22 protein-coding genes are annotated in these 24,943 nt (G+C 67.5%); 15 read left to right on the forward strand and 7 right to left on the reverse strand.

Annotated elements, in window-relative coordinates; translation table 11 throughout:
• Window positions 1-35 precede the first annotated feature (35 nt).
• Window positions 36-449, reverse strand: coding sequence for a hypothetical protein (locus tag AC1DMS_RS11140; RefSeq protein WP_018903270.1), 414 nt, complete (start codon window positions 447-449; stop codon window positions 36-38).
• Between the two features lie 132 nt (window positions 450-581).
• Here AC1DMS_RS11140 and AC1DMS_RS11145 point away from each other — a divergent pair, with 132 nt between their 5' ends.
• A complete protein-coding gene (locus AC1DMS_RS11145) occupies window positions 582-1,430 on the forward strand; it encodes a helix-turn-helix domain-containing protein (RefSeq protein ID WP_026283842.1) in 849 nt (282 codons plus the stop codon).
• Here AC1DMS_RS11145 and AC1DMS_RS11150 read toward each other — a convergent pair.
• The 6 genes from AC1DMS_RS11150 to AC1DMS_RS11175 form a co-directional block, all read right to left on the reverse strand.
• Window positions 1,333-3,594, reverse strand: a complete 2,262-nt coding sequence (locus tag AC1DMS_RS11150) for an acyl-CoA dehydrogenase (RefSeq protein WP_436299750.1) — start codon at window positions 3,592-3,594, stop codon at window positions 1,333-1,335. The two genes, AC1DMS_RS11145 and AC1DMS_RS11150, sit on opposite strands and share 98 nt — an antisense overlap.
• 194 nt (window positions 3,595-3,788) lie before the next feature.
• The gene (locus AC1DMS_RS11155) at window positions 3,789-6,377 is read right to left on the reverse strand and encodes a bifunctional aconitate hydratase 2/2-methylisocitrate dehydratase (RefSeq protein WP_018903267.1); all 2,589 of its coding nucleotides are present in this window, start codon (window positions 6,375-6,377) and stop codon (window positions 3,789-3,791) included.
• An 82-nt stretch (window positions 6,378-6,459) separates the two neighbouring features.
• A complete protein-coding gene (locus AC1DMS_RS11160; protein WP_012746580.1) occupies window positions 6,460-7,011 on the reverse strand; it encodes a hypothetical protein in 552 nt (183 codons plus the stop codon).
• A gap of 33 nt (window positions 7,012-7,044) precedes the next feature.
• Window positions 7,045-8,043, reverse strand: a complete 999-nt coding sequence (locus tag AC1DMS_RS11165) for an HpcH/HpaI aldolase/citrate lyase family protein (protein WP_018903266.1) — start codon at window positions 8,041-8,043, stop codon at window positions 7,045-7,047.
• Window positions 8,040-8,819: a trans-aconitate 2-methyltransferase gene (gene tam, locus AC1DMS_RS11170; protein WP_436299749.1), complete on the reverse strand. Its 780-nt coding sequence runs from the start codon at window positions 8,817-8,819 to the stop codon at window positions 8,040-8,042. Before tam ends, AC1DMS_RS11165 begins: the two co-directional genes overlap by 4 nt.
• Before the next feature lie 14 nt (window positions 8,820-8,833).
• Window positions 8,834-9,820, reverse strand: a complete 987-nt coding sequence (locus AC1DMS_RS11175; protein ID WP_012746577.1) for a malate dehydrogenase — start codon at window positions 9,818-9,820, stop codon at window positions 8,834-8,836.
• A 183-nt stretch (window positions 9,821-10,003) separates the two neighbouring features.
• Here AC1DMS_RS11175 and AC1DMS_RS11180 point away from each other — a divergent pair, with 183 nt between their 5' ends.
• From AC1DMS_RS11180 to AC1DMS_RS11245, 14 genes are all read left to right on the forward strand, one after another.
• Window positions 10,004-10,762, forward strand: coding sequence for a GntR family transcriptional regulator (locus AC1DMS_RS11180; RefSeq protein WP_080515726.1), 759 nt, complete (start codon window positions 10,004-10,006; stop codon window positions 10,760-10,762).
• A 225-nt stretch (window positions 10,763-10,987) separates the two neighbouring features.
• Entirely contained in the window at window positions 10,988-11,434 is a 447-nt protein-coding gene (gene sdhC / locus AC1DMS_RS11185) for a succinate dehydrogenase, cytochrome b556 subunit (RefSeq protein ID WP_278877689.1), read from the forward strand.
• A 13-nt stretch (window positions 11,435-11,447) separates the two neighbouring features.
• The gene (gene sdhD / locus AC1DMS_RS11190) at window positions 11,448-11,813 is read left to right on the forward strand and encodes a succinate dehydrogenase, hydrophobic membrane anchor protein (protein ID WP_012746574.1); all 366 of its coding nucleotides are present in this window, start codon (window positions 11,448-11,450) and stop codon (window positions 11,811-11,813) included.
• A gap of 7 nt (window positions 11,814-11,820) precedes the next feature.
• On the forward strand, window positions 11,821-13,629 hold the full coding sequence (gene sdhA, locus AC1DMS_RS11195; RefSeq protein WP_478181004.1) for a succinate dehydrogenase flavoprotein subunit: 1,809 nt from the start codon (window positions 11,821-11,823) through the stop codon (window positions 13,627-13,629).
• A gap of 27 nt (window positions 13,630-13,656) precedes the next feature.
• Window positions 13,657-14,358: a succinate dehydrogenase iron-sulfur subunit gene (locus tag AC1DMS_RS11200; protein ID WP_012746572.1), complete on the forward strand. Its 702-nt coding sequence runs from the start codon at window positions 13,657-13,659 to the stop codon at window positions 14,356-14,358.
• 19 nt (window positions 14,359-14,377) lie between these two features.
• Window positions 14,378-14,701, forward strand: coding sequence for an FAD assembly factor SdhE (locus AC1DMS_RS11205; RefSeq protein WP_012746571.1), 324 nt, complete (start codon window positions 14,378-14,380; stop codon window positions 14,699-14,701).
• 24 nt (window positions 14,702-14,725) lie between these two features.
• A complete protein-coding gene (gltA, locus tag AC1DMS_RS11210; protein ID WP_012746570.1) occupies window positions 14,726-16,036 on the forward strand; it encodes a citrate synthase in 1,311 nt (436 codons plus the stop codon).
• A 149-nt stretch (window positions 16,037-16,185) separates the two neighbouring features.
• The gene (locus AC1DMS_RS11215; protein WP_012746569.1) at window positions 16,186-16,326 is read left to right on the forward strand and encodes an entericidin A/B family lipoprotein; all 141 of its coding nucleotides are present in this window, start codon (window positions 16,186-16,188) and stop codon (window positions 16,324-16,326) included.
• Between the two features lie 182 nt (window positions 16,327-16,508).
• A complete protein-coding gene (locus AC1DMS_RS11220) occupies window positions 16,509-17,456 on the forward strand; it encodes a LysR family transcriptional regulator (RefSeq protein WP_062362750.1) in 948 nt (315 codons plus the stop codon).
• 47 nt (window positions 17,457-17,503) lie between these two features.
• A complete protein-coding gene (gene leuC / locus AC1DMS_RS11225) occupies window positions 17,504-18,925 on the forward strand; it encodes a 3-isopropylmalate dehydratase large subunit (RefSeq protein ID WP_062362753.1) in 1,422 nt (473 codons plus the stop codon).
• An 18-nt stretch (window positions 18,926-18,943) separates the two neighbouring features.
• Window positions 18,944-19,594: a 3-isopropylmalate dehydratase small subunit gene (leuD, locus tag AC1DMS_RS11230; protein WP_062362756.1), complete on the forward strand. Its 651-nt coding sequence runs from the start codon at window positions 18,944-18,946 to the stop codon at window positions 19,592-19,594.
• 41 nt (window positions 19,595-19,635) lie between these two features.
• Window positions 19,636-20,724, forward strand: coding sequence for a 3-isopropylmalate dehydrogenase (leuB, locus tag AC1DMS_RS11235; protein WP_012746565.1), 1,089 nt, complete (start codon window positions 19,636-19,638; stop codon window positions 20,722-20,724).
• A 90-nt stretch (window positions 20,725-20,814) separates the two neighbouring features.
• Window positions 20,815-21,957, forward strand: a complete 1,143-nt coding sequence (gene asd / locus AC1DMS_RS11240; RefSeq protein WP_012746564.1) for an aspartate-semialdehyde dehydrogenase — start codon at window positions 20,815-20,817, stop codon at window positions 21,955-21,957.
• Window positions 21,958-22,181: 224 nt separating this feature from the next.
• A complete protein-coding gene (locus AC1DMS_RS11245) occupies window positions 22,182-24,932 on the forward strand; it encodes a FimV/HubP family polar landmark protein (RefSeq protein WP_418156337.1) in 2,751 nt (916 codons plus the stop codon).
• The last annotated feature ends 11 nt before the right edge of the window (window positions 24,933-24,943 follow it).

The following is a 24,943-nucleotide window of genomic DNA, read 5'->3' on the forward strand; positions in this document are numbered from 1 at the left end:
GCCGGGTGAAGGGGCGTTGCCGGCATCCCGCGCACTCAGGCCAAGGCCATGTCCGCGCCGCCGCGGGTGCGGCGCAGGCCGGTCCATTGCAGCTCGGCCAGCACCACCACGCACAGTGCCTGCGCCAGCACCCAGGCCGTGCCCAGCGCGGTCACCGCGAACGCGCCGCTCACCAGCAGCGCGATGCAGGCCACGGCCCAGCCGAAGTTGCCGGCCACCACAAGGCCGATCAGCGTGCGCGGCGGCGTGCGGCGGCTGGCCATCAAGGCCGCGGCGGCGGCATAGGCCAGCAGGAAGACACCGGTTCCCATGAGCAGCGGCGCCGGCAGGCCGGTCAGCCTGGCAAGCGCGCCGGTGAATACGACCTGCAGCGCACCGGTCGCGGCGCAGGACGCGGCGTCGGCCCACATCACGTTGGGCAGGAAGCGGGGGGATGCAAAGACGGACATGCGGATCTCCTTCGGGTGGTACGCCGCAAGCCAGTCCTGCCGCGTTGGAGCCAATGATTCCGTCCGGCCTGCGTCGCGTCGATGACCTCGGAGGTCATGGCGCGGCATCGGCGCCGCGCCAGAATGCGGGCCATGACCACCACCCGCACCCACTCCACCGCCGCCGGCCAGCCCGGCGCGCGCGATCCGTTCGGCGCCCACCTGCGGCACTGGCGCACCCGCCGGCGGCTCAGCCAGCTCGACCTGGCCCAGGAAGCCGAGGTCTCGACCCGCCACCTGAGCTATGTGGAGACGGGCCGCGCCGCGCCCAGCCGCGAGATGGTGCTGCGCCTGGCCGAGCGGCTCGACGTGCCGCTGCGCGAGCGCAATGCGCTGCTGGTGGCCGCGGGCTTCGCGCCGATGTACCGTCAGCGCTCGCTCGACGACCCGGCCATGGCCTCGGCCCGGCGCGCGGTGGACCTGGTGCTCAAGGGCCATGAGCCGTTCCCCGCCCTGGCCGTCGACCGGCACTGGAACCTGGTGGCGCACAACGCGCTGGTGCCGATGCTGATGGCCGGCGCCGCCCCCGAGCTGGTGAAGGCGCCCATCAACGTGCTTCGCCTGAGCCTGCATCCGGGCGGCCTGGCTTCGCGCATCGCCAATCTCGCGCAGTGGCGCGCCCATCTGCTCGAACGGTTGCAGCAGCAGATTGCCGCCACCGGCGACACCGTGCTGCAGGCCCTGCACGACGAGCTCGAAGCCTATCCCACGCCACAGGTGAGCCACGACACACCCGCGGCCGACACGGAGCTTTCGGGCGTCGTGGTGCCCTTTCAGCTGGCCACGCCGAACGGCGTGCTGAGCTTCATCAGCACCACCACCATCTTCGGCACGCCGGTGGACGTCACTTTGCAGGAACTGGCGGTGGAGTCCTTCTTTCCGGCCGATGCGCAGACGGCCGCGGCGCTGGCTGCGCTGGCGGCGGCGCAGCCGGCCGGCTGAGTGCCGCGCGCGCCTGCTGCTGCACGGGGCCTTCGAAGTCGTCGACCTGGATCACCTTGTCGGCGGCCTTGAGGTAGGCCAGCGCCAGTCCCGGATCGGGCGCCGAGCCTGCGGCTTCCTCGAACGAGCGGGTGCGCCGCAGCGCCTTGTCGAGCATGGCCGCGGTGTCGCCGCCGAGCTGCTCGCCCAGTTCCATCGCATGCATCAGGTCGCGCAGGCCGCCGGCCGCGGGTTCGCTGAGGTCCGGCGCCAGCCGCTGGACGATGCGCGGATCGGTGCGCAGCAACTCGGCCAGCGCCATCAGCTGCACGTCGCGCAGCGGCGCCAGGTGCGCGGTACGGCGCAGCACCAGCGCGCCGATCACGCGCCGGCCGGCAGTCGGCAGGTTGGCGTAGAGATCGCGCAGGATCTTCCCCGCCTCGTCCAGCTGCAGCCGGATCGCGGCCTGCGCAAAGGGCAGCAATTCCGGCGCCGCGTCGACCCGATAGCGCCACACGCTCGCGCTGGCCAGGTACAGGTGCGCGAGCACGTCGCCCAGCCGCGCCGACAGCAGCTCCATGCGCTTGAGCCGGCCGCCGAGCAGGCCCATGGCCAGGTCGGCGGTGAGCGCGTACTTGGCACTCATGCGCGCGATCAGCCGTGCCTCGCGCGCCAGCGCCTCGGGCGGTTTGCCCACTACCGGCGCGCCGAACAGGCTGTGCCACAGATTGGCAGCCACATGCCTGCCGTGCGCGACGAGCGCCCGTCCCAGCGCCTTCTCGTCGCGCGCCTGCACGGCCGCCATTTCGGCCAGCACATGCGGATGGCAGCGGATCGCGCCCTGGCCGAACACGATGAGCGCGCGCGTCAGGATGTTGGCGCCCTCCACCGTGATCGCGATCGGCGCCTGCCGGTACGACACGCCCAGCAGGTTCGACGGCCCGGCGATGATGCCCTTGCCGCCCAGGATGTCCATGCCGTGGTTCACGGCGCGCCGCCCGGCCTCGGTGAGCTGCACCTTGAGGATCGCGCTGGCCACGCTCGGCCGCTCGCCCTTGTCCAGCGCGGCCGCGGTGAAGCGCCGCGCCGCATCGCTCGCATAGAGCTCGGCCGACATCTGCGCGACCAGGCCCGCAACCGCATGGAACTTGCCGATCGGCAGGCCGAACTGCTCGCGGATCTGCCCATAGCCGTTGCTCACGTAGAGCGCCGTCTGCTGCATGGCCGAGCCGAGCGCGGGCAGCGAGATGGCGCGGCCCGCGGCCAGGCACTCCATCAGCATGCGCCAGCCCTGGCCCACTTGCTTTTCGCCGCCGATCACCCAGTCCACCGGCACGAACACCTGGCGGCCATGGATCGGGCCGTTCATGAAGGCGCTGTCCATCGGGCGGTGGCGCCGGCCGATCTCCATGCCTTCGTGCGGCACCGGAATCAGCGCGCAGGTGATGCCGAGTTCGCGCTCGCCCTCGGGCCTGCTCTCGTCCACCGCATGGAAGGCCAGCCCCACGACGGTGGCGACGGGCGCGAGCGTGATGTAGCGCTTGTCGAAGTCGACCAGGAAGCCGCGCGTGCGCCGGCCGCCGAATTCGCGCTCGACCATGACGCCGCGGTCCGGAATGGCGGCCGCGTCGGAGCCCGCATAGGGCGAGGTCAGCCCGAAGCATGGAAGCTCGCGGCCATCGGCCAGGCGCGGCAGGTAGCGCACCTTCTGCGCGTCGGTGCCATAGCGCAGCAGCAGCTCCGCGGGCCCGAGCGAGTTGGGCACCATCACCGTCACGGCGGCGGCGATGTTGACGGTGGCGATGCGCGCCACCACCGTGGCATGCGCGTAGTGGCCAAAGCCAAGGCCGCCGTACTCCTCGGGAATGATCATGCCGAAGAAGCGCTTGTTGCGCAGGTAGCGCCACACCTCGGGCGGCAGGTCGCGCGCCTGGTCGATGGCGTGGTCGTCGAGCATGCGGCACAGCTCGCGCACCTCGCGATCGATGAAGGATTGCTCGCGCTCGCTGAGCCGGTTGGGGCCCATGGCCGAGAGCAGGTCGAAGTCGGGACGCCCCGCGAAAAGCAGGCCTTCGAAGCCGACGGTGCCGGCCTCGAGCGCGGCGCGTTCGGTGTCGCCGAGCGGCGGCAGCGCCTTGGAAAACGGCTGCATGGCCCATCGGCCGATCAGAGAGGCCAGAGGCATGGCGTGTCTCCTTGTTCTCCGCGGCAAGCGGCGAAGAAAGGCCATTCTTGTCAGAGAGGCCGGCTTTCCCGGCCGGCCAAGGGCGCCCCTGCGTGTCGGAGATTGCCGGGCAGCCGGATAAAAGTGCCACCCCCAGACGCAAGAAAGCCCCGCCGAAGCGGGGCTCCCATCCAATGCGCGAAAGCGCCCGAGGATCAGGCCGCGACTGCGGCGCCGGCCTCGGTCTTGTAGTCGTCGATCTTGTCGAAGTTCAGGTACTGGTAGATCTGCGCGCTCGATGCGTCGAGCACGCCCGTGGCGGCCATGTACTCCTCGCGCGTCGGGATGCGGCCCAGGCGCGAGCAGATCGCGGCCAGCTCGGCCGAGCCCAGGTACACGTTGGTGTTCTTGCCCAGTCGGTTCGGGAAGTTGCGGGTGCTGGTCGACATCACCGTGGCGCCTTCGCGCACCTGCGCTTGGTTGCCCATGCACAGCGAGCAGCCCGGCATCTCGGTGCGTGCACCGGCATTGCCGAACACGCCGTAGTGGCCTTCCTCGGTGAGCTGGTGCGCATCCATCTTGGTGGGCGGTGCAATCCACAGCTTGACCGGGATGTCGCGCTTGCCTTCGAGCAGCTTGGAAGCCGCACGGAAGTGGCCGATGTTGGTCATGCACGAGCCGATGAACACTTCGTCGATCTGGGCGCCGGCCACGTCGCTCAGCGTCTTCACGTCGTCGGGGTCGTTCGGGCAGGCCACGATCGGCTCGTGGATGTCGGCCAGGTCGATCTCGATGACGGCGGCGTAGTCGGCGTCGGCATCGCCCTTGAGCAGTTGCGGGTCCGCCAGCCAGGCTTCCTGCGCGGCGATGCGGCGCGCCAGCGTGCGGGCGTCGGCATAGCCTTCGGCGATCATCCACTTCATCAGCGTGATGTTGCTGTTGATGTACTCGATGATCGGTTCCTTGTTCAGGTGCACCGTGCAGCCGGCGGCCGAGCGCTCGGCCGAGGCGTCGCTCAGCTCGAAGGCTTGCTCCACCTTCAGGTCCGGCAGGCCCTCGATCTCGAGGATGCGGCCCGAGAAGATGTTCTTCTTGCCTTGTTTGGCCACGGTCAGCAGGCCCGACTTGATGGCATACAGCGGAATCGCGTTGACCAGGTCGCGCAGCGTGACGCCGGGCTGCATCTTGCCCTTGAAGCGCACGAGCACCGATTCGGGCATGTCCAGCGGCATCACGCCGGTGGCGGCCGCGAAGGCCACGAGGCCGGAGCCCGCGGGAAAGCTGATGCCGATCGGGAAGCGGGTGTGGCTGTCGCCGCCGGTGCCGACGGTGTCGGGCGTGAGCAGGCGGTTGAGCCAGGAGTGGATCACGCCGTCGCCCGGGCGCAGCGAGACGCCGCCGCGGTTGGCCATGAAATCGGGCAGTTCATGGTGCATCTTGACGTCGACCTTCTTCGGGTAGGCCGCCGTGTGGCAGAACGACTGCATGACGAGGTCGGCCGAGAAGCCCAGGCAGGCCAGGTCTTTCAGCTCGTCGCGCGTCATCGGGCCGGTGGTGTCCTGCGAGCCGACCGAAGTCATCTTGGGTTCGCAGTAGGTGCCGGGGCGCACGCCCTGGCCTTCGGGCAGGCCGCAGGCGCGGCCGACCATCTTCTGCGCGAGCGAGTAGCCCTTCTTGGTGTCGACCGGGCTGGTCGGCAGGCGGAACAGCGTGGAGACGGGCAGGCCCAGTGCTTCGCGCGCCTTGGCCGTGAGGCCGCGGCCGATGATCAGCGGAATGCGGCCGCCGGCACGCACTTCGTCGAACAGCACGTCGCTCTTGACCTTGAACTCGGCAATCACCTTGCCATCCTTGAGGGCCTTGCCTTCGTAGGGACGCAGCTCGACCACGTCGCCCATGTTCATCTGGCTCACGTCGAGCTCGATCGGCAGCGCGCCCGAGTCTTCCATGGTGTTGTAGAAGATCGGCGCGATCTTGCCGCCGAGGCAGACGCCGCCGAAGCGCTTGTTGGGCACGAAGGGAATGTCTTCGCCGGTGAACCACAGCACCGAGTTGGTGGCGCTCTTGCGCGACGAACCCGTGCCGACCACGTCGCCGGCATAGGCCACGAGGTGGCCGCGCGCGCGCAGGTCCTCGATGAACTTCACCGGGCCGCGCTTGCCGTCTTCTTCAGGGACGATGCCGGGGCGGGCGTTCTTGTGCATCGCCAGCGCGTGCATCGGAATGTCGGGACGCGTGGTGGCGTCGGGTGCGGGAGAGAGGTCGTCGGTGTTGATTTCACCGGCCACCTTGAAGATGCTGACCGTGATGCTTTGCGGCACTTCGGGACGGCTGGTGAACCATTCGGCATCGGCCCAGCTTTGCAGCACGCCCTTGGCGTGGGCGTTGCCCTTGTCGGCCTTTTCCTTGACGTCGTGGAACTGGTCGAACATCAGCAGGGTCTTCTTCAGGCCCTCGGCCGCCACGGCGCCGACTTCGGCGTCGTCGAGCAGGTCGATCATCGGGCTGATGTTGTAGCCGCCGAGCATGGTGCCGAGCAGTTCGGTGGCACGCGCACGCGAGATGAACGCGTTCTTCTCGGTGCCGTGGGCCACGGCCGCCAGGTAGCTCGCCTTGACCTTGGCCGCGTCGTCGACGCCGGCGGGCACGCGATGGGTGAGCAGATCGAGCAGGAAGGCACCGTCCTTGGCATTCGCGCTCTTGAGGAGCTCGATGGCTTCGGCGGTTTGCTTCGCGCTCAATGGCAGCGGCGGAATACCGAGCGCGGCGCGTTCGGCAACATGGTCAACGTAGGCTTGCAACATCTTCTTTTCTCCGGAAACTGGCTGGCTGACGGGCGTGCGGTACGGCAAGCAAGAGCCGCGCCGCACCCCGTGTGGGACTCTCTTACTTCTTGGCCGCGTCGGCGCCTTCGAACAGGCTCTTGGGCGGGTTCTTCTTCATTTCTTCGGCAAACGCGACCTGCTCGGCGGTCTGGCATTCGTCGGCAATGCGCAGGCCCGCCTTCTGGTTCATCAGCATCGACTTGTTGCCCAGCTGCAGCCACATGGCACCGGCACGGGGGTCTTCGAGGCGGATGGCACCGGTGCGGCTTTCGACCGGGTGCATGCGGTACTTCACGCCCTTGGTCGACACGTTGAAGAAGCCGGGCTTCTTCTCGTCGGCGTCCACGGTCACGTCGGCGCCGAGTTCGCACTGGGCCTTGCCGAGCGAAACGCGCTTGGCGACGGCCAGGTCGGCCTCGGTCAGCACGATGTTGGTTTCGTCGGCAATGGGCGTGACTTCCTCGACGGCCTTGGCGGCCTTGCGGGTGACCTGCTTCTTGGCGGGCGCCTTCTTGGCTTCGGACTTGGCGGCCGGCTTGGCGGGGGTGGTCTGCGCCGTGGCGGCGAACGGAAGCGCCAGGGCCATAGCGGCGATCAGGGCAATTTTCTTCATGGGTGTGTTTCCTTGAGGCTGGATTCGGAAGTTTCAGGAGGCCGCGAGTGCAAACCAGGTTTTGGCTTCTGGCGGCAGCGCGCGCCCTGTTGCGTGGGCACGCGTCAGCACTTGCCAGAAATGGCGATAGCTCGCGCGGTCGTGCAATGTGCCATCAATTTGTGTCGGAGCCCAATTTGCGAGGGCCGCATTTGTAATGATTTTTGTGGCAATTTGAATCTGCGCCTCATCGGGCGCAAATGCCTCCAGGATGGGCCGGATCTGGTTCGGATGGATGCTCCACATGCGCGTGTAGCCGAATTCGGCGGCCGCCTTGCGGGCTGCCAGGCGCATGGCGGCGGTGTCGTTGAACTCGGTGACCACGCAGTGCGAAGGCACCTTGCCGTAGGCATGCGCGGCGGATGCGATGGCCAGCTTGGCGCGCACCACCAGCGGATGCGTGAACTGCCCGGCCGCGCCCATGCCATCGGCGGGGATCGCGCCCGCATGGGCGGAAACGAAGTCCATCAGGCCGAAGCTCAGCGATTGCACGCGCGGATGCGCCGCGATCTCGAACGCGTTGTGCACGGCCAGCGGCGATTCGATCAGCACATGCAGCGGCAGCGCATCGGCATCGGCCGCCTCGAGCGCCGCCACCGCCTGCGCGACGTCGGCCACGGACTCCACCTTGGGCACCATCAGGTGGCTGAGGCGGTGGCCGGCGCGGCCGGCGATGGTGATCACGTCGCCGGCGAAGGCGGGATGGTCCACGGGGTGAACACGCACGCCCACGCGCATGCCGGGCTTGGCGGCCAATGCCAGTTCGGTCACGAGCGCGGCATGCTCCGCCTCGCCGCCCACGGGAGCGCCGTCCTCGCAGTCGAGCGTGACGTCGAACACGCAGGCGCCGAATTCATCGGCCATCTCGGACTGCAGCGCGAGGCTCTTCTTCATGCGCGCTTCGACACCGCTGTAGTGGTCGCACACCGGCAGGCTCACGGCCCCGGCCTGCGCGCCGAGCAGCACTTCAGCGGGATGGACGGCTTTCGTCATGCTTTTTTCTGCGCCACGATGAACATGCGCGGGAACGCCAGCAATCGCTTGCCGTCAGTGCGGGCGGGATAGGCCAGTTCCACGCGGCGCTCGTATTCGGCCAGGTAGCTCGCCTGCAGGTCGGCCGGCAGGCGGTCGACGAAGGGCTTGAGCCCCGTGCCGCGCACCCATTCGACGATGGCCGCGGCATCGGCCATCGGGTGCTGGTAGATGGTGTGCCACACATCGACCCTGGCCGCGGCAGGCGCGAGCAGGTCGTAGTAGCCGCCGAGCGGCAGCAGCAAGGTGCGCAGCCGGTCGGCATTGCCGATGGGCTCGGCCCAGGGCGCCTCCGCGGCCACGGCGCGCATCAGGCGGTGCGTGGGCTCCTCGCGGTTGTCCGGCATCTGGATGGCGAGCACGCCACCGGGGGCCAGCGCAGCGAACAGGCGCGGGATCAGCCGCTCGTGATCGGGCACCCACTGCAGGGCTGCGTTGGCGTAAATGAGATTGGGCGCTTCGTCTTGCGGCGCCCAGGTCGCGATGTCGCTCAACTCGAAGCGTGCCTGCGGCAGGCGCTCGCGCGCGCTCGCCAGCATGGCTTCGGAGTTGTCGGTTCCGACGACCTTCGCCGCCGGGAACCGGTTGGCCAGCAGTTCGGTGGAATTGCCCGGGCCGCAGCCGAGGTCGACCACGCGGGCCGCCTCCGGCAACGGCACCCGCGCCAGGAGTTCCTGTGCGGGGCGGGTGCGCTCGTCCTCGTAGCGACGGTAGAGCGCGGGGTTCCAGTCGAGCATGCCGGCGGCCTGGCTCAGATCAGGTGGGCAACGCCAGCCTGTTCGCCTTGCAGTTCTTCGAGCGTCTTGTTGATGCGTTCCTGGCTGAAGGCGTCGATTTCCAGGCCTTCGACCAGCTTGTACTCGCCGTTCTCGCAGGTGACCGGGAAGCCGAACATCGTGTCCTTCGGAATGCCGTACTGGCCGTCCGACGGGATGCCCATGGTGACCCACTTGCCGTTGGTGCCCAGGGCCCAGTCGCGCATGTGGTCGATGGCGGCGTTGGCGGCCGAGGCAGCCGACGACAGGCCGCGGGCCTCGATGATGGCGGCGCCGCGCTTGCCAACGGTCGGCAGGAAGGTGTTGGCGTTCCATTCCTGGTCGTTGATCATCTTGGCGACGCTTTCGCCCTTGATGGTGGCAAAGCGGTAGTCGGCGTACATCGTGGGCGAGTGGTTGCCCCAGACGACGAGCTTCTCGATGTCGGCCACGGCCTTGCCAGTCTTGGCGGCGATCTGGCTGGCGGCGCGGTTGTGGTCCAGGCGCAGCATGGCGGTGAAGTTCTTGCGCGGCAGGTCGGGTGCGCTCTTCATCGCGATGTAGGCGTTGGTGTTGGCGGGGTTGCCGACCACCAGCACCTTGACGTTGCGGCTGGCCACGGCGTTGAGCGCCTTGCCCTGCGCCGTGAAGATGGCGCCGTTGACGGCCAGCAGCTCGGCACGTTCCATGCCCGGGCCGCGCGGACGCGAACCCACCAAAAGGGCGTAGTCGGCATCCTTGAAGGCGGTCATCGGGTCGCCATGGGCTTCCATGCCGGCCAGGAGCGGGAAGGCGCAGTCGTCGAGCTCCATCATCACGCCCTTGAGCGCCTTCTGGGCCTTCTCGTCGGGGATCTCGAGCAGTTGCAGGATGACCGGCTGGTCCTTGCCGAGCATTTCGCCGGACGCGATACGGAACAACAGGGCGTAACCGATTTGGCCGGCGGCACCGGTGACGGCAACGCGGACGGGTTTTTTGCTCATGGGAAGACTCCAGAAGGTGGTGAAACGGTATCGGCGGGCGCGCGTGGCGCCGATGGTCCTGCAGGGCGGGAATCCTTCCCGCGGCGCAGGCCGGCCCGCATTTTAAGCCGATTCAGCAGGCCTCGTCTTATGTCTTATATAAGATATGCTCCGGGGTTCCGCCACGGCGCACCCACCGCTGCCATGAATGCCCCCACCGTCCTCGAAGATTCTGCGACGCCTTCCTTCAGTCCGCTCTACCAGCAGATCAAGACGCTGATCCTGCAGAGCCTGCAGGCCGGCGAGTGGAAGCCGGGCGAGCCCATTCCCAGCGAGATGGACCTGGCGGTGCGCTTTCGCGTGAGCCAGGGCACGGTGCGCAAGGCCATCGACGAACTCTCGGCCGAAAACCTCGTGGTGCGGCGCCAGGGCAAGGGCACCTTCGTCGCCACGCACGCCGAGCAGCATGTGCAGTACCGCTTCCTCAAGCTGGTGCCCGATGTCGGCACGCCAAGCACCGAGGGTCCGGCCGAGCGCACCATCGTCGACTGCCGCCGCCAGCGCGCCTCGGCCGACGTGGCGCGCGCCCTGGGCCTGCGCACGGGCGACGCGGTGCTGCAGGTGCGACGCGTGCTCGCCTACGGCGGCGTCCCGACCATCCTCGAAGACCTCTGGCTCCCCGGCGCGCCGTTCAAGGGCCTCACGGCCGAGCGGCTGCGCGCCTGGCCGGGCCCGATGTACGCCATGTTCGAAACCGAATTCGGCGTGCGCATGGTGCGCGCCGAAGAAAAGATCCGCGCCGTGCTGCCCGATGCCGAGCAGGCCGCGCTGCTCGACGTGCCGCTGCAGATGCCGCTGCTCAGCGTGGAGCGCCTGGCCCACACCTACCACGACACGCCGATGGAACTGCGCCGCGGCCTCTACCGCACCGACACGCACCACTACCGCAACCAGCTCGGCTGAGCGCGCATCCAGATGGCATCACGACCCCACCGCATGGCAGCGCCGAAGATTCGCGCACAACACGCCGCGAACTCCCTAGCATCCGACTGCAGCGCTGCGCCGACGCGGGCACCTCCGCCACGCAATGGTGCATTGCAATAGAATTTTGCGTTGTTTGCATTCCGCAGAAGAAACAAAAGCGTTCGCTCTCAGAACAAGCCACCAAGCCACGAAAGCCTCCCCCCAATGACAGAGCTTGCAACTCCTCCCCGGCCGCCGCGCCGCGAATTCCGAAACATCAACGCCTTCACCGATCTCACGACCTACCGGCTGCCGCCGGCCGGCATCGTGTCGATCCTGCACCGCGTGAGCGGCGTGCTCATGTTCCTGCTGCTGCCGTTCATCATCTGGATGTTCGACACCTCGCTTTCGTCCGACTACTCCTTCGCCAGGTTCAAGGCCGCGTTCAACAGCGGCCTTGGTTTCGTTCCGGGCTGGTTCATCAAGCTGGTGGCTCTCGCGCTGATCTGGGCCTACCTGCACCACTTCATCGCCGGCCTGCGCCATCTCTGGATGGACGTGAGCCACGCCGCCGTCACCAAGGAGTTCGGCCAGACCTCCGCCGTGGTCACGCTGGCCCTGAGCATCCTGCTCACCCTGGTGCTCGGCGCCAAGTTGTTCGGCCTGTACTGAGAAGGAGCCAACCATGTCTGTGAACTACGGCTCCAAGCGCATCGTCGTCGGCGCGCACTACGGTTTGCGCGACTGGCTCAGCCAGCGCATCACGGGCGGCCTGATGGCGCTCTTCACGATCATCCTGCTCGCGCAGCTGATCTTCACGCGCGGCCCCATCGGCTACGACCTGTGGGCCGGCATCTTCGCCGCGCAGTGGATGAAGGTGCTGACCTTCTGCGTGATCGCCTCCCTGCTCTACCACGTGTGGGTCGGCATGCGCGACGTGTGGATGGACTACGTCCAGCCCGTCGGCATTCGCCTCGCCCTGCAAATTTTCACCATCGTCTGGCTTGTCGGTTGTGCGGGTTGGGCCATTCAAGTGCTTTGGAAGATCTGACCCCACCATGACCTACACAAAAGAACAAATCACCAAGCGCAAGTTCGACGTCGTGATCGTCGGTGCCGGCGGCTCCGGCATGCGCGCCTCGCTGCAGCTGGCCCGCGCGGGCCTGAACGTGGCGGTGCTCTCCAAGGTGTTCCCCACGCGTTCGCACACCGTCGCCGCCCAAGGCGGCGTGGGCGCATCGCTCGGCAACATGAGCGAGGACAACTGGCACTACCACTTCTACGACACGATCAAGGGCTCCGACTGGCTCGGCGACCAGGACGCGATCGAGTTCATGTGCCGCGAAGCCCCGAAGGTCGTGTACGAGCTCGAGCACTTCGGCATGCCCTTCGACCGCAACCCCGACGGCACGATCTACCAGCGCCCCTTCGGCGGCCACACGGCCAACTACGGCGAGAAGCCCGTGCAGCGCGCCTGCGCCGCGGCCGACCGCACCGGCCATGCGATGCTGCACACGCTCTACCAGAAGAACGTCGAGGCCCGCACCCAGTTCTTCGTCGAGTGGATGGCGCTCGACCTGATCCGCGACGCCGAAGGCGACGTGGTCGGCGTGACGGCGCTCGAAATGGAAACCGGCGACCTGCACATCCTGCAGGCCAAGACCGTGCTGCTGGCCACCGGCGGCGCGGGCCGCATCTTCCAGGCCTCCACCAATGCCTTCATCAACACCGGCGACGGCCTGGGCATGGCCGCGCGTTCGGGCATTCCGCTGCAGGACATGGAGTTCTGGCAGTTCCACCCGACCGGCGTGGCCGGCGCCGGCGTGCTGCTGACCGAAGGCTGCCGCGGCGAAGGCGCGATCCTGCTCAACAGCAACGGCGAGCGCTTCATGGAGCGCTATGCGCCCACGCTGAAGGACCTCGCGCCGCGCGACTTCGTCTCGCGCTCGATGGACCAGGAAATCAAGGAAGGCCGCGGCTGCGGCCCCAACAAGGACTACGTGCTGCTGAAGCTCGACCACCTCGGTGCCGAGACCATCCACAAGCGCCTGCCCTCGGTGTATGAAATTGGCGTGAACTTCGCCAACGTCGACATCACGAAGGAGCCGATCCCCGTGGTGCCCACCATCCACTACCAGATGGGCGGCATCCCGACCAACATCAACGGCCAGGTCGTGGTGCAGCAGGGCGACCAGAACAGCGCCGTGGTGAACGGCCTCTACGCGGTGGGCGAATGCTCCTGCGTGAGCGTGCACGGCGCCAACCGCCTGGGCACCAATTCGCTGCTCGACCTGCTGGTGTTCGGCCGCGCGGCCGGCAACCACATCGTCGAGTTCAACGACAAGCTCAAGGAACACAAGCCGCTGCCGGCCGATGCCGCCGACCGCACGCTGGAGCGCCTGAACCGCCTCGAGGCCGCCACCGGCGGCGAATACGCACAGGACGTGGCGGGCGAGATCCGCGCCGTCATGCAGCAGCACGCCGCCGTGTTCCGCAAGCAGGCTTCGATGGACGAAGGCGTGGTCAAGATCGCCGCCGTGCGCGAGCGCGTCAACGCCATTGGCCTGAAGGACAAGTCGAAGGTGTTCAACACCGCGCGCATCGAGGCGCTCGAAGTCGACAACCTGATCGAAGTGGCGCAGGCCACCATGGTCTCGGCCGCCGCCCGCAAGGAATGCCGCGGCGCGCACACGGTCGAGGACTACGAACGCCCGGCCGACGACCCGGTCGCGCCGCTCGGCCGCGACGACGCCAACTGGATGAAGCACACGCTCTGGTACAGCCAGGACAACCGCCTCTCCTACAAGCCGGTCAACCTCAAGCCGCTGACGGTCGACTCCGTTCCTCCCAAGGTCCGTACGTTCTAAGCAAGAACAACATCACAAGGTTTCACGATGAAGCGCACATTCCAGATCTACCGCTACGACCCGGACAAGGACGCCAAGCCCTACATGCAGACCGTCGAGATCGAACTCGACGGCCATGAGCGCATGCTGCTCGACGCCCTGATGAAGCTCAAGGCGCAGGATCCCACGCTGTCGTTCCGCCGCTCCTGCCGCGAAGGCGTCTGCGGCTCCGACGCGATGAACATCAACGGCAAGAACGGCCTGGCCTGCCTGACCAACATGCTCACGCTCAAGGGCACCATCGTGCTCAAGCCGCTGCCGGGCCTGCCCGTCATCCGCGACCTGATCGTGGACATGACGCAGTTCTTCAAGCAGTACAACTCGATCAAGCCGTACCTGCAGAACGACAACGTGCCGCCCGAGAAGGAACGCCTGCAGTCGCCCGAGGAGCGCGACGAACTCAACGGCCTGTACGAGTGCATCCTGTGCGCGAGCTGCTCCACCAGCTGCCCGAGCTTCTGGTGGAACCCCGACAAGTTCGTGGGCCCGGCAGGCCTCTTGCAGGCCTACCGCTTCATCGCCGACAGCCGCGACGAAGCCACCGCCGAACGCCTGGACAACCTCGAAGACCCGTACCGCCTGTTCCGCTGCCACACGATCATGAACTGCGTCGACGTGTGCCCGAAGAACCTGAACCCCACCAAGGCGATCGGCAAGATCAAGGAACTGATGGTGCGCCGCGCCATCTGATCCTTTTCCGAGAGAAACCATGCAAACCGCCGCCGACCCGTCCGAGCCGATCAGCGAACGCGCGCTGAGCAAGCTGAAATGGCGCTGCCGGCGCGGCCTGCTCGAGAACGACCTGTTCATCGCCCGCTTCTTCGAGCGGCACGAATCCCGCATGACCAATGGCCAGGCGGGAGCGATGGAGACCTTGATGGACCTGTCGGACAACGACCTCCTCGATCTTCTCCTGCGAAGAAAGGAGCCCGAGCCCGCATGGGCCGGGGCCGAGGTGGTCGAGTTGCTGCAGCTGATGCGCACCGACGGCGCGCAGCGCCCCGCAACCTCCGTTTCCTCTTCGCCCTCCTGAATACTCCTCTGAAAGAAACCCGAAATGAAAGCTTCCGATACCAAGGCCACGCTGTCGTTCAGCAACGGCGGGGACAGCGTCGAACTGCCGATCTACAAGGGCACCGTCGGCCCCGACGTGATCGACATCCGCAAGCTCTATGCGCAGACCGGCATGTTCACCTATGACCCGGGCTTCATGTCGACCGCCGCCTGCCAGTCGGCCATCACGTACATCGACGGCGACAAGGGCGAGCTGCTGTACCGCGGCTACCCCATCGAGCAGCTCGCCACCAACTGCGACTTCCTCGAGACCTGCCACCTGCTGCTGTACGGCGAGCTGCCGGACCAGGCCAAGAAGACCAACTTCACCAAGCTCGTGACCAACCACACGATGGTCAACGAGCAGATGCAGTTCTTCCTGCGGGGCTTCCGCCGCGACGCGCATCCGATGGCCATCATGACCGGCCTGGTGGGCGCGCTGTCGGCCTTCTATCACGACAGCACGGACATCAACAATCCCGAGCACCGCGAGATCGCCGCGATCCGCCTGATCGCGAAGATGCCCACGCTCGTGGCCATGGCCTACAAGTACACCGTGGGCCAGCCCTACATGTACCCGAAGAACGAACTCAGCTATGCAGGCAACTTCCTGCACATGATGTTCGCCACGCCGTGCGAGGAGTACAAGGTGAACCCGGTGCTCGAGCGCGCGCTCGACCGCATCTTCATCCTGCATGCGGACCACGAGCAGAACGCCTCGACCTCGACCGTGCGCCTGTGCGGCTCGTCGGGCACCAACCCCTTCGCGGCCATCGCAGCCGGCGTGGCCTGCCTCTGGGGCCCGGCCCACGGCGGCGCCAACGAAGCGGCGCTCAACATGCTCTACGACATCCAGAAGGAAGGCGGCGTGGAGAAGATCGGCGAGTTCATCAAGAAGGTCAAGGACAAGAACTCGAACGTCAAGCTCATGGGCTTCGGCCACCGCGTGTACAAGAACTACGACCCGCGCGCCAAGCTGATGCAGGAAACCTGCAACGAAGTGCTGACCGAGCTGGGCCTGGAACAAGACCCGCTGTTCAAGCTCGCCAAGGAACTCGAGAAGATCGCGCTGGAAGACGAGTACTTCGTGTCGCGCAAGCTCTACCCGAACGTCGACTTCTACTCGGGCATCGTCCAGCGCGCCATCGGCATCCCGGTGCCGCTGTTCACCGCGATCTTCGCGCTGGCCCGTACCGTGGGCTGGATTGCCCAGCTCAACGAAATGATCGGCGACCCCGAGTACAAGATCGGCCGCCCGCGCCAGCTGTTCGAAGGCTCGCCCAAGCGCGACGTGCAGCCCATCGGCAAGCGCTGAACGCGCGCTGCTTGCGCTCAAGCCGGAAAGCTGCCCTCGGGCAGCTTTTTTGCGTCTTGGCTGACAGGGCCGGCGGCGGGGCGTCGATACGTTGTGCATCGGAGGCTCGACTTCGGGCCGCCTTTCTCAACGCCTTCAGGAGACCCGTCATGAAGCAACTTGCCGCGCTGATCGCCGTCGCTTTCACACTTGCCATTCCGCTGGGGGGCTGCAACACCTTCAGGGGTGCCGGCCAGGACATCCAGAAGAGTGGCGAAAAGATGGAAGACGCCGCCAAGAAGCGCCAGTAGGCACACCCGAGCCCCGCGCGCCCCGCCCCTCGCCGCAAAGCGAGGCGCGGGGCGTTTTGCCGTGTGGGGCGGCCGGGACTCGTCGCCCCAGGGCAATGAACCCATCGCACATGGCGATGGCAGGGCCGTCAAAACCCTGGGAAAATGACGAACTCATCGCCAGACGCGATGCCCAAAGCCCCATGAGCACTTCCGAACGCAATTTCGCCCGGCGCATCGACCTCACGTCGCTGCAGCTGTTCGTGGCCGTTTGCGAACTCGGCAGCATCGGGCGCGCCGCGGAGCGTGAATTCATTGCCGCCTCGGCCATCAGCAAGCGGCTGTCGGACCTGGAAGCCACGCTGGGCACCACCCTGCTCTACCGCCATGCGCGCGGCGTCGATCTTTCCCCCGCGGGCGAAAGCCTGCTGCACCATGCGCGCTCGGTGCTCTACAGCCTCGAGAAGATGCAGGGCGAGCTCAGCGAATACGCCGAGGGCGTGCGCGGCCACGTGCGCGTGCATGCCAACATCTCGGCCATCGTGCAGTTCCTGCCGGAAGACCTCGGCGCCTTCACGCGCGAGCACGATGCGATCAAGATCGACCTCGAAGAGCACTTGAGCAACGAAGTGGTGCGCGCGGTCCAGGAAGGCGCGGCCGACCTCGGCATCTGCCACATACCCGACGGCACGAACGAGCTGCAGACCCTGCCCTACCGCCACGACCGGCTGGTGCTGATCGCGCCCGCCGGGCATCCGCTCACGGCGACGCAGGGGCCGATCGACTTTGCCGCCTCGCTCGATTTCGACCACGTCGGCCTGCACACCAACAGCTCGATCTACGTGGCCATGCACCAGGCCGCGCTCGAGGCGGGCCGCAGCGTGAAGCTGCGCATCCACGTGACCGGGCTGGACGCCATGTGCCGCATGATCGACAACGGCCTGGGCGTCGGCGTGATGCCGCAGCGCGCCTTCGAGCTGCTGCAGGCGGGCATCGGCAGCCGCCTTCGCAGCGTGACGCTCAACGACGCCTGGTCCCGGCGCGAGATCCGCCTGGCGGCGCGCGACTTCTCCACCCTGCCGGTGGCCGCGCGCACGCTGGTCAACCACCTGCACACGCCGGCGGCGGCCGCCGAGCCGCTCGCCGCCTAGAACGCAAGACAATCACCTCCCCACGAAAGACAAGAGAAGATAACGACATGGCACGCACGCTCTACGACAAGATCTGGGACGAACACGTCGTCCACACCGAGGAAGACGGCACCGCGATCCTCTACATCGACCGCCACCTGGTGCACGAAGTCACCAGCCCGCAGGCCTTCGAGGGCCTGCGCGAGGCCGGCCGCAAGCTGTGGCGCATCAGCTCGGTGGTGGCCACGGCCGACCACAACACGCCCACCACCGGCTGGGAGCGCGGCTACGAAGGCATTGCCGATCCGACCAGCAAGGAGCAGGTCACCACGCTCGACAAGAACATCGCGGAATTCGGCGCCGCCGCGTTCTTTCCATTCCTGAGCAAGCGCCAGGGCATCGTGCACGTGATCGGCCCTGAATCGGGCGCCACGCTGCCGGGCATGACGGTGGTCTGCGGCGACTCGCACACCTCCACCCACGGCGCCTTCGGTGCGCTCGCGCACGGCATCGGCACCAGCGAGGTCGAGCACGTCATGGCCACGCAGACGCTGCTCGGCAAGAAGGCGAAGAACATGCTCGTGAAGGTCGAGGGCAAGCTGCCTTTCGGCTGCACCGCCAAGGACATCGTGCTGGCCATCATCGGCAAGATCGGCACGGCCGGCGGCACGGGCTACACGATCGAATTCGCAGGCTCGGCCATCCGCGACCTGAGCATGGAAGGCCGCATGACGGTCTGCAACATGGCCATCGAGGCCGGTGCGCGCGCCGGCCTCGTGGCGGTCGACGAAAAGACCATCGGCTACATCAAGGGCCGGCCGCTCGCGCCCACCGGTGTGGAGTGGGACCAGGCCGTGGCCTACTGGCGCACGCTGCAGTCCGACCCCCACGCCGCGTTCGACGCCGTGGTCGAGCTCGACGCCACGCAGATCCAGCCGCAGGTCACCTGGGGCACCTCGCCCGAGATGGTGGTCGACATCAACGGCCGCGTGCCCGATCCCGACAAGGAAAAGGACGCCAGCAAGCGCAGCGCCATCGAGCGCGCGCTGGTCTACATGGGCCTGGAGCCGAACAAGGCAATGAACGACATCTTCGTCGACAAGGTGTTCATCGGCTCGTGCACCAACAGCCGCATCGAGGACATGCGCGAAGCCGCCGCCGTGGTGAAGAAGCTCGGCCAGAAGGTGGCCAAGAACGTCAAGCTCGCGATGGTGGTGCCCGGCTCGGGCGTGGTGAAGGAACAGGCCGAGCGCGAAGGGCTCGATGTGATCTTCAAGGCCGCGGGATTCGAATGGCGCGAGCCCGGCTGCTCGATGTGCCTGGCGATGAACGCCGACCGCCTGGAACCCGGCGAGCGCTGCGCCTCCACCAGCAACCGCAACTTCGAAGGCCGCCAGGGCGCCGGCGGCCGCACCCACCTCGTGAGCCCGGCCATGGCCGCCGCTGCCGCGGTGCACGGCCACTTCGTCGACGTGCGCACCTTCGCCTGAACACAGAGAGAAATTCACATGCAGAAATTCACCGTGCACAAGGGCCTCGTGGCCCCGATGGACCGCGAGAACGTCGACACCGACGCGATCATTCCGAAGCAGTTCCTCAAGTCGATCCGCAAGACCGGCTTCGGCCAGAACCTGTTCGACGAATGGCGTTACCTGGACGCCGGCTTTCCGGGCCAGGACCCGCAAAGCCGCAAGCCCAACCCCGACTTCGTGCTGAACCAGCCGCGCTATGCCGGCGCCTCGATCCTCTTGGCGCGCAAGAACTTCGGCTGCGGCTCGTCGCGCGAGCACGCGCCGTGGGCGCTCGACCAGTACGGCTTCCGCGCGATCATCGCGCCGAGCTATGCCGACATCTTCTTCAACAACAGCTTCAAGAACGGCCTGCTGCCGATCGTGCTGCCCGAGGCGCAGGTGGCGCAGCTGTTCGACGAGACCTTCGCCTTTCCCGGCTACACGCTCACCATCGACCTGGAGCGCCAGGTGGTCGTGAAGCCCGATGGCGGCGAGTTCGCGTTCGACGTGCAGGCCTTCCGCAAGTACTGCCTGATCAACGGCCTGGACGACATCGGCCTCACGCTGCGCCACAAGGACAAGATCAAGGCCTTCGAGGCCGAGCGGCTGGCGCAGAAGCCCTGGCTCGCGCACACGATGATCTCGTGATCGACCGCATTTCCTTTCTCTAGAAACTTCAGACCCCAATCATGAAAATCGCAGTTCTCCCGGGCGACGGCATCGGCACCGAAATCGTGGCCGAAGCCATCCGCGTGCTCGACGCGCTCGACCTCTCCTTCGAGATGGAAACCGCGCTGGTCGGCGGCGCGGCCTACGAGGCCCACGGCCACCCGCTGCCCGAAGCCACGCTCAAGCTCGCCAAGGAAGCCGATGCAGTGCTGTTCGGTGCGGTCGGCGACTGGAAGTACGACAAGCTCGACCGACCGCTGCGCCCCGAGCAGGCCATCCTGGGCCTGCGCAAGAACCTGGGTCTGTTCGCGAACTTCCGCCCGGCCATCTGCTACGAGCAGCTGGTGGGCGCCTCGAGCCTCAAGCCCGAGCTGATTGCGGGCCTGGACATCCTCATCATCCGCGAGCTCACCGGCGACATCTACTTCGGCCAGCCGCGCGGCCGCCGCACGGCCGTCGACGGGCATTTCCCGGGTGCCGACGAAGCCTTCGACACCATGCGCTACTCGCGCCCCGAGGTCGAGCGCATCGCCCGCGTGGCCTTCGAGGCCGCGCGCAAGCGCAGCAAGCGCGTGACCAGCGTCGACAAGGCCAACGTGCTGGAGACCTTCCAGTTCTGGAAGGACATCGTGACCGAGGTGCACAAGGACTATCCGGACATCGAGCTCGACCACATGTACGTCGACAACGCGGCCATGCAGCTCGTGAAGGCGCCCAAGAAGTTCGACGTGATCGTCACCGGCAACATGTTCGGCGACATCCTCTCGGACGAGGCCGCCATGCTCACCGGCTCCATCGGCATGCTGCCCTCGGCGTCGCTCAATTCGAGCAACCAGGGCCTGTACGAGCCCAGCCACGGCAGCGCACCCGACATTGCGGGCAAAGGGGTTGCCAATCCATTGGCTACAATACTGTCCGCTGCCATGATGCTCCGTTTTTCACTCAACCAAGCCGAAGCTGCCGACCGGATCGAGTCGGCGGTCAAGCACGTGCTCGCCTCCGGGCTGCGCACCGGTGACATCTGGTCAGAAGGCACGAAGCGCGTCGGCACCCGCGAAATGGGCGACGCGGTTGTTGCAGCAATCACCAAAAAGACGATTACCGGCTAACCGCAGCCCGCTTCGTCACGCCCCTCCCCGGCTCGACGAGTCGGGGGCAAGAAAAGACAACTTCTTTCTTTTTCAAAAGGGCAAACTGAAATGGCGAACGCATCTCAACCTCTGGTCGGCCTCGTGGGCTGGCGCGGCATGGTCGGCTCGGTCCTGATGGACCGCATGCAGGCCGAAGGCGACTTCGGGCTCATCGAGCCGGTCTTCTTCTCGACCTCCAACGCCGGCGGCAAGGCCCCGGCCATGGCCAGGAACGAGACCGCGCTCAAGGATGCGAACGACATCGAGGCGCTCAAGAAGTGCGACATCGTCATCACCTGCCAGGGCGGCGACTACACCAGCGAGGTGTTCCCCAAGCTGCGCGCCGCGGGCTGGAGCGGCCACTGGATCGACGCCGCCTCCACCCTGCGCATGCAGGATGACGCGGTCATCGTGCTCGACCCCGTCAACCTGCCGGTGATCCAGAACGCGCTCGCCAAGGGCGGCAAGAACTGGATCGGCGGCAACTGCACCGTCAGCTGCATGCTGATGGGCGTGGGCGCCCTCTACAAGGCGGGCCTGGTCGAATGGATGACCAGCATGACCTACCAGGCGGCTTCGGGCGGCGGCGCGCAGCACATGCGCGAGCTGCTGACGCAGTTCGGCACGCTCAACGCCGAGGTGCGCGCCCTGCTGGACGACCCCAAGTCGGCCATCCTCGAGATCGACCGCAAGGTGCTGCACAGGCAGCAGAACCTGAGCGCCGCTGAAACCGCCAACTTCGGCGCACCGCTGGGCGGCTCGCTGATCCCCTGGATCGACAAGGACCTGGGCGACGGCATGTCCAAGGAAGAATGGAAGGCCGGCGCGGAAACCAACAAGATCCTCGGCCAGGGCGCGGGCTTCGGCACCGCCGCCGTGCCGGTCGACGGCTTCTGCGTGCGCATCGGCGCCATGCGCTGCCACAGCCAGGCCCTGACCTTCAAGCTCAAGAAGGACGTGCCCGTGGCCGACATCGAAGCGCTGATCGCCGCCGACAACCCCTGGGCCAGCGTGGTGCCGAACACGCGCGAAGCGACCCTGAAGGACCTGACGCCGGTGGCCGTGACGGGCACCATGAACATCCCGGTCGGCCGCATCCGCAAGCTGGCGATGGGCCCCGAGTACGTCGGCGCCTTCACCATCGGCGACCAGCTGCTGTGGGGCGCGGCCGAACCGCTGCGCCGCATGCTGCGCATCCTGCTCGAGGCTTGATGGGGGCGCGCAGGCTCTCCACAGACCCAAAGTGTTGCCATCCGGCAACACTGAATGTGTGCGTAAGTATGCGCGCACTGGGTAGAACAGGCGCACCGCCTTGTCAGTACCCGGTGATGATGCTAACGTCCTCTTACAAATTCTGGGCCTGAGCCGCCCCTATCAGCATGACAAGACATCTGTTGCCCGCGGCCCGCCCATCGGCCGCTCGCCCCTCCCTGCCCTTGAACGGTCTTCGCCTCTCCGTTCTGGGCACGGCGGTTGCCGTGGTCCTGGGTATTGCAAGCACCGACGCCAGCGCTTTCGCGCTCGGGCAGCTGAAGGTGCAATCGGCGCTGGGCGAACCGCTTCGCGCCGAAATCGACGTGACCGAAATGGCTGCCGCCGAAGCGGAAAGCCTGAAGATCAACGTCGCCAGCGCCGATGCCTTCAAGAACGCGGGCGTTCCTTACAACGCTGCGCTCAGCGACGTCAAGGCCACGCTGCAGCGCCGCGCCGGCGGCCAGTACGTGGTACGGCTCACCGGCAGCCGTCCGCTCAACGATCCCTTCGTCGACCTGCTGCTCGAAGCCAATGGCTCGTCGGGCCGCATGGTGCGCGACTACACCGTGCTGCTCGATCCGCCGGCCACCCGCCAGGCGGCGCCGAGCGCGCCCATCGCGCCCGCCACGCCCCAGGTGAGCACGCCGCCCGCGGAGCGTCCGGCTGCCGCGGCAGCCCGCGCACGCCGCGAGCGCGCGCCCGTCGCACCAGTCACCGCTCCCGCGGCACCAGCAGCGCCTGCCGCTGCCGCACCGCAGGCGCCCAGCGCCGCAGCACCGGCCCGCCCGGCTGGCGGCGGCGAACAGGTCACGGTCCAGCGCGGCGACACCGCCAGCAAGATCGCCGGGGCCCACAAGCCTGCCGAGGTTTCGCTCGACCAGATGCTGGTGGCCATGCTGCTTGCCAATCCCGATGCATTCGTTGGCGGCAACGTCAACCGCATGAGGGCTGGCGCCGTGCTCGACCTGCCGAGCGCCGCCGAAGCCAGCGCGATCCTGCCGTCGGAAGCGCGCCGCACCATCACCGCGCAGAGCCGCGACTTCGGCGCCTACCGCCAGCGCCTTGCCGAGAACGCACCCACGTCCAACGTGGCCGCCGCCGACCGCAAGGCTTCGGGCAAGCTGCAGGCCAACGTCGAGGACCGCAATGCCGCGGCAAGCGCGCCCGACAAGCTGACGATCTCGCAGGGCGGCGCAGCAGCCCGCGCCGCCGAAGAAAAGGTTGCGCAAGCCCGCCAGGCGCAGGACAGCAACAACCGAGTGGCCGAGCTCTCGAAGAACATCAACGAACTGGCCAAGCTCAAGGCAGCCACTGGTTCGGCGGCGCCAGCCGCCGGCTCGGCGCCGGCACCCGCCCCGGCAGCGCCCGGCATTCCGGTTCCCAACCCGGGTGGCGCCGCAACCACGGCACCGGCCGCAGCGGCGCCTGCAGCCGCCGCACCCGCCCCGGCTGCTGCGCCTGCGGCCGCGTCCGCCGCCCCGGCCACGACGCCTACTGCCGCTTCGGCACCAGCGGCACCGGCAGCGACTCCTGCGCCTGCACCAGCGGTACCGGCAGCTGCCGCTCCCGCCGCTCCGGCGGCCGAGCCCGTGCCTGCTGCAACTTCCGAGGCTGCGCCGGCCGCTCCCGCAGCGGCGGCAAGCGCCCCGGCCGCCGCACCGGCACCCAAGCCGGTCGTCAAGGCAGCGCCTCCGCCGCCCCCGGCCGAACGCGGCTTCTTCGAAGAGCTGATGGACAACCCGCTGATGCTCGGCGGCGCGGCGCTGATCGCCTTGCTGGTCGGCTTCCTGCTTTACCGTGTCCTGGGCCGCCGCCGCGAAGAAATGAGCGAGAGCGTGTTCCTCGAAAGCCGCATTCCGAAGGATTCGTTCTTCGGCGCCAGCGGCGGCGAATCGGTCGACACCAAGCAGCGTGGCGATTCCACCGTGTCGTCGCTGTCGTACTCGCCGAGCCAGCTCGATGCGGGCGATGTCGATCCCGTGGCCGAAGCCGACGTGTACCTGGCCTACGGCCGCGACCTGCAGGCCGAGGAAATCCTGCGCGAAGCCCTGCGCGTGAATCCGGACCGCACGGCCATCCACCTCAAGCTGCTCGAGATCCATGCCAAGCGCCGCGACGTGCGGGCCTATGAAGGCCTTGCCACCGAAGTGCACAAGCTGACCAACGGCGCCGGTGCCGATTGGAACCGCGTGGTCGAGATGGGCAAGGACCTCGATCCGGGCAATCCGCTGTACGACTCGGGCGCGCCCCGCGTGAGCCCGGCCGAAAGCGCCGCCTTTGCAGGCGCCCTGGCCACGGCCGCGGCCAAACCCGCGCCGGCCCCGGTGGCGGCACCCGCCCCCGCGCCCGTCGCGGCCACGCCGGCCTTCGTGCCCTCGGTCGCGCCGCTGGACTTCGATCTGGACCTGAGCCAGCCGCCGGCACCGGCGCCCGCTCCGGCCCCGGTGAGTGCCAGCCTGCCGAAGACGGCCTATGCGCCGCCGGCCGCCAGCAGCGCACCGCTGTCCAACGGCCATGCGCATGCGCCCACGGCACCGGTCGACCTGGAAAACGACTTCGACACCGCCCCCGGCGCGCTGTCGCCGATCACCCGCCCCGGCGCGCTCGGCGAAGCCGATGCCAACACCCGGCCGGCCGGCCTGCGCGGCAACCTGCCCGCGGACTCGGGCTTCATCGAATTCGACATGAGTGCACTGGCCGGCCTGCCCGCCCGCCAGGTGGCCGGTACCACCGATGCAGCAGCCAGGCCCGCCGAAGCCGCGCAGGACGACGATGGCGACGAGAGCCCCCATGCCGTCAAGCTGTCGCTGGCGCGCGAGCTGCAGGCCATCGGCGACGTCGAAGGCGCCCGCTCGCTGGTCGAGGAAGTCGAGGCCGAAAGTGCCGGCGACCTCAAGTCGCAGGCGAGGCAATTGCTCGCCGAGCTGCGCTGACGAGCGGCTTT

This window comes from Variovorax sp. 05T418 (assembly GCF_056396385.1).

What these genes read in the sequence shown, in the direction of transcription:
- AC1DMS_RS11140 (WP_018903270.1), bottom strand. Translation starts at nt 449, where the DNA reads ATGTCCGTCTTTGCATCCCCCCGCTTCCTGCCCAACGTGATGTGGGCC.
- AC1DMS_RS11145 (WP_026283842.1), top strand. Translation starts at nt 582, where the DNA reads ATGACCACCACCCGCACCCACTCCACCGCCGCCGGCCAGCCCGGCGCG.
- AC1DMS_RS11150 (WP_436299750.1), bottom strand. Translation starts at nt 3,594, where the DNA reads ATGCCTCTGGCCTCTCTGATCGGCCGATGGGCCATGCAGCCGTTTTCC.
- AC1DMS_RS11155 (WP_018903267.1), bottom strand. Translation starts at nt 6,377, where the DNA reads ATGTTGCAAGCCTACGTTGACCATGTTGCCGAACGCGCCGCGCTCGGT.
- AC1DMS_RS11160 (WP_012746580.1), bottom strand. Translation starts at nt 7,011, where the DNA reads ATGAAGAAAATTGCCCTGATCGCCGCTATGGCCCTGGCGCTTCCGTTC.
- AC1DMS_RS11165 (WP_018903266.1), bottom strand. Translation starts at nt 8,043, where the DNA reads ATGACGAAAGCCGTCCATCCCGCTGAAGTGCTGCTCGGCGCGCAGGCC.
- tam (WP_436299749.1), bottom strand. Translation starts at nt 8,819, where the DNA reads ATGCTCGACTGGAACCCCGCGCTCTACCGTCGCTACGAGGACGAGCGC.
- AC1DMS_RS11175 (WP_012746577.1), bottom strand. Translation starts at nt 9,820, where the DNA reads ATGAGCAAAAAACCCGTCCGCGTTGCCGTCACCGGTGCCGCCGGCCAA.
- AC1DMS_RS11180 (WP_080515726.1), top strand. Translation starts at nt 10,004, where the DNA reads ATGAATGCCCCCACCGTCCTCGAAGATTCTGCGACGCCTTCCTTCAGT.
- sdhC (WP_278877689.1), top strand. Translation starts at nt 10,988, where the DNA reads ATGACAGAGCTTGCAACTCCTCCCCGGCCGCCGCGCCGCGAATTCCGA.
- sdhD (WP_012746574.1), top strand. Translation starts at nt 11,448, where the DNA reads ATGTCTGTGAACTACGGCTCCAAGCGCATCGTCGTCGGCGCGCACTAC.
- sdhA (WP_478181004.1), top strand. Translation starts at nt 11,821, where the DNA reads ATGACCTACACAAAAGAACAAATCACCAAGCGCAAGTTCGACGTCGTG.
- AC1DMS_RS11200 (WP_012746572.1), top strand. Translation starts at nt 13,657, where the DNA reads ATGAAGCGCACATTCCAGATCTACCGCTACGACCCGGACAAGGACGCC.
- AC1DMS_RS11205 (WP_012746571.1), top strand. Translation starts at nt 14,378, where the DNA reads ATGCAAACCGCCGCCGACCCGTCCGAGCCGATCAGCGAACGCGCGCTG.
- gltA (WP_012746570.1), top strand. Translation starts at nt 14,726, where the DNA reads ATGAAAGCTTCCGATACCAAGGCCACGCTGTCGTTCAGCAACGGCGGG.
- AC1DMS_RS11215 (WP_012746569.1), top strand. Translation starts at nt 16,186, where the DNA reads ATGAAGCAACTTGCCGCGCTGATCGCCGTCGCTTTCACACTTGCCATT.
- AC1DMS_RS11220 (WP_062362750.1), top strand. Translation starts at nt 16,509, where the DNA reads ATGAGCACTTCCGAACGCAATTTCGCCCGGCGCATCGACCTCACGTCG.
- leuC (WP_062362753.1), top strand. Translation starts at nt 17,504, where the DNA reads ATGGCACGCACGCTCTACGACAAGATCTGGGACGAACACGTCGTCCAC.
- leuD (WP_062362756.1), top strand. Translation starts at nt 18,944, where the DNA reads ATGCAGAAATTCACCGTGCACAAGGGCCTCGTGGCCCCGATGGACCGC.
- leuB (WP_012746565.1), top strand. Translation starts at nt 19,636, where the DNA reads ATGAAAATCGCAGTTCTCCCGGGCGACGGCATCGGCACCGAAATCGTG.
- asd (WP_012746564.1), top strand. Translation starts at nt 20,815, where the DNA reads ATGGCGAACGCATCTCAACCTCTGGTCGGCCTCGTGGGCTGGCGCGGC.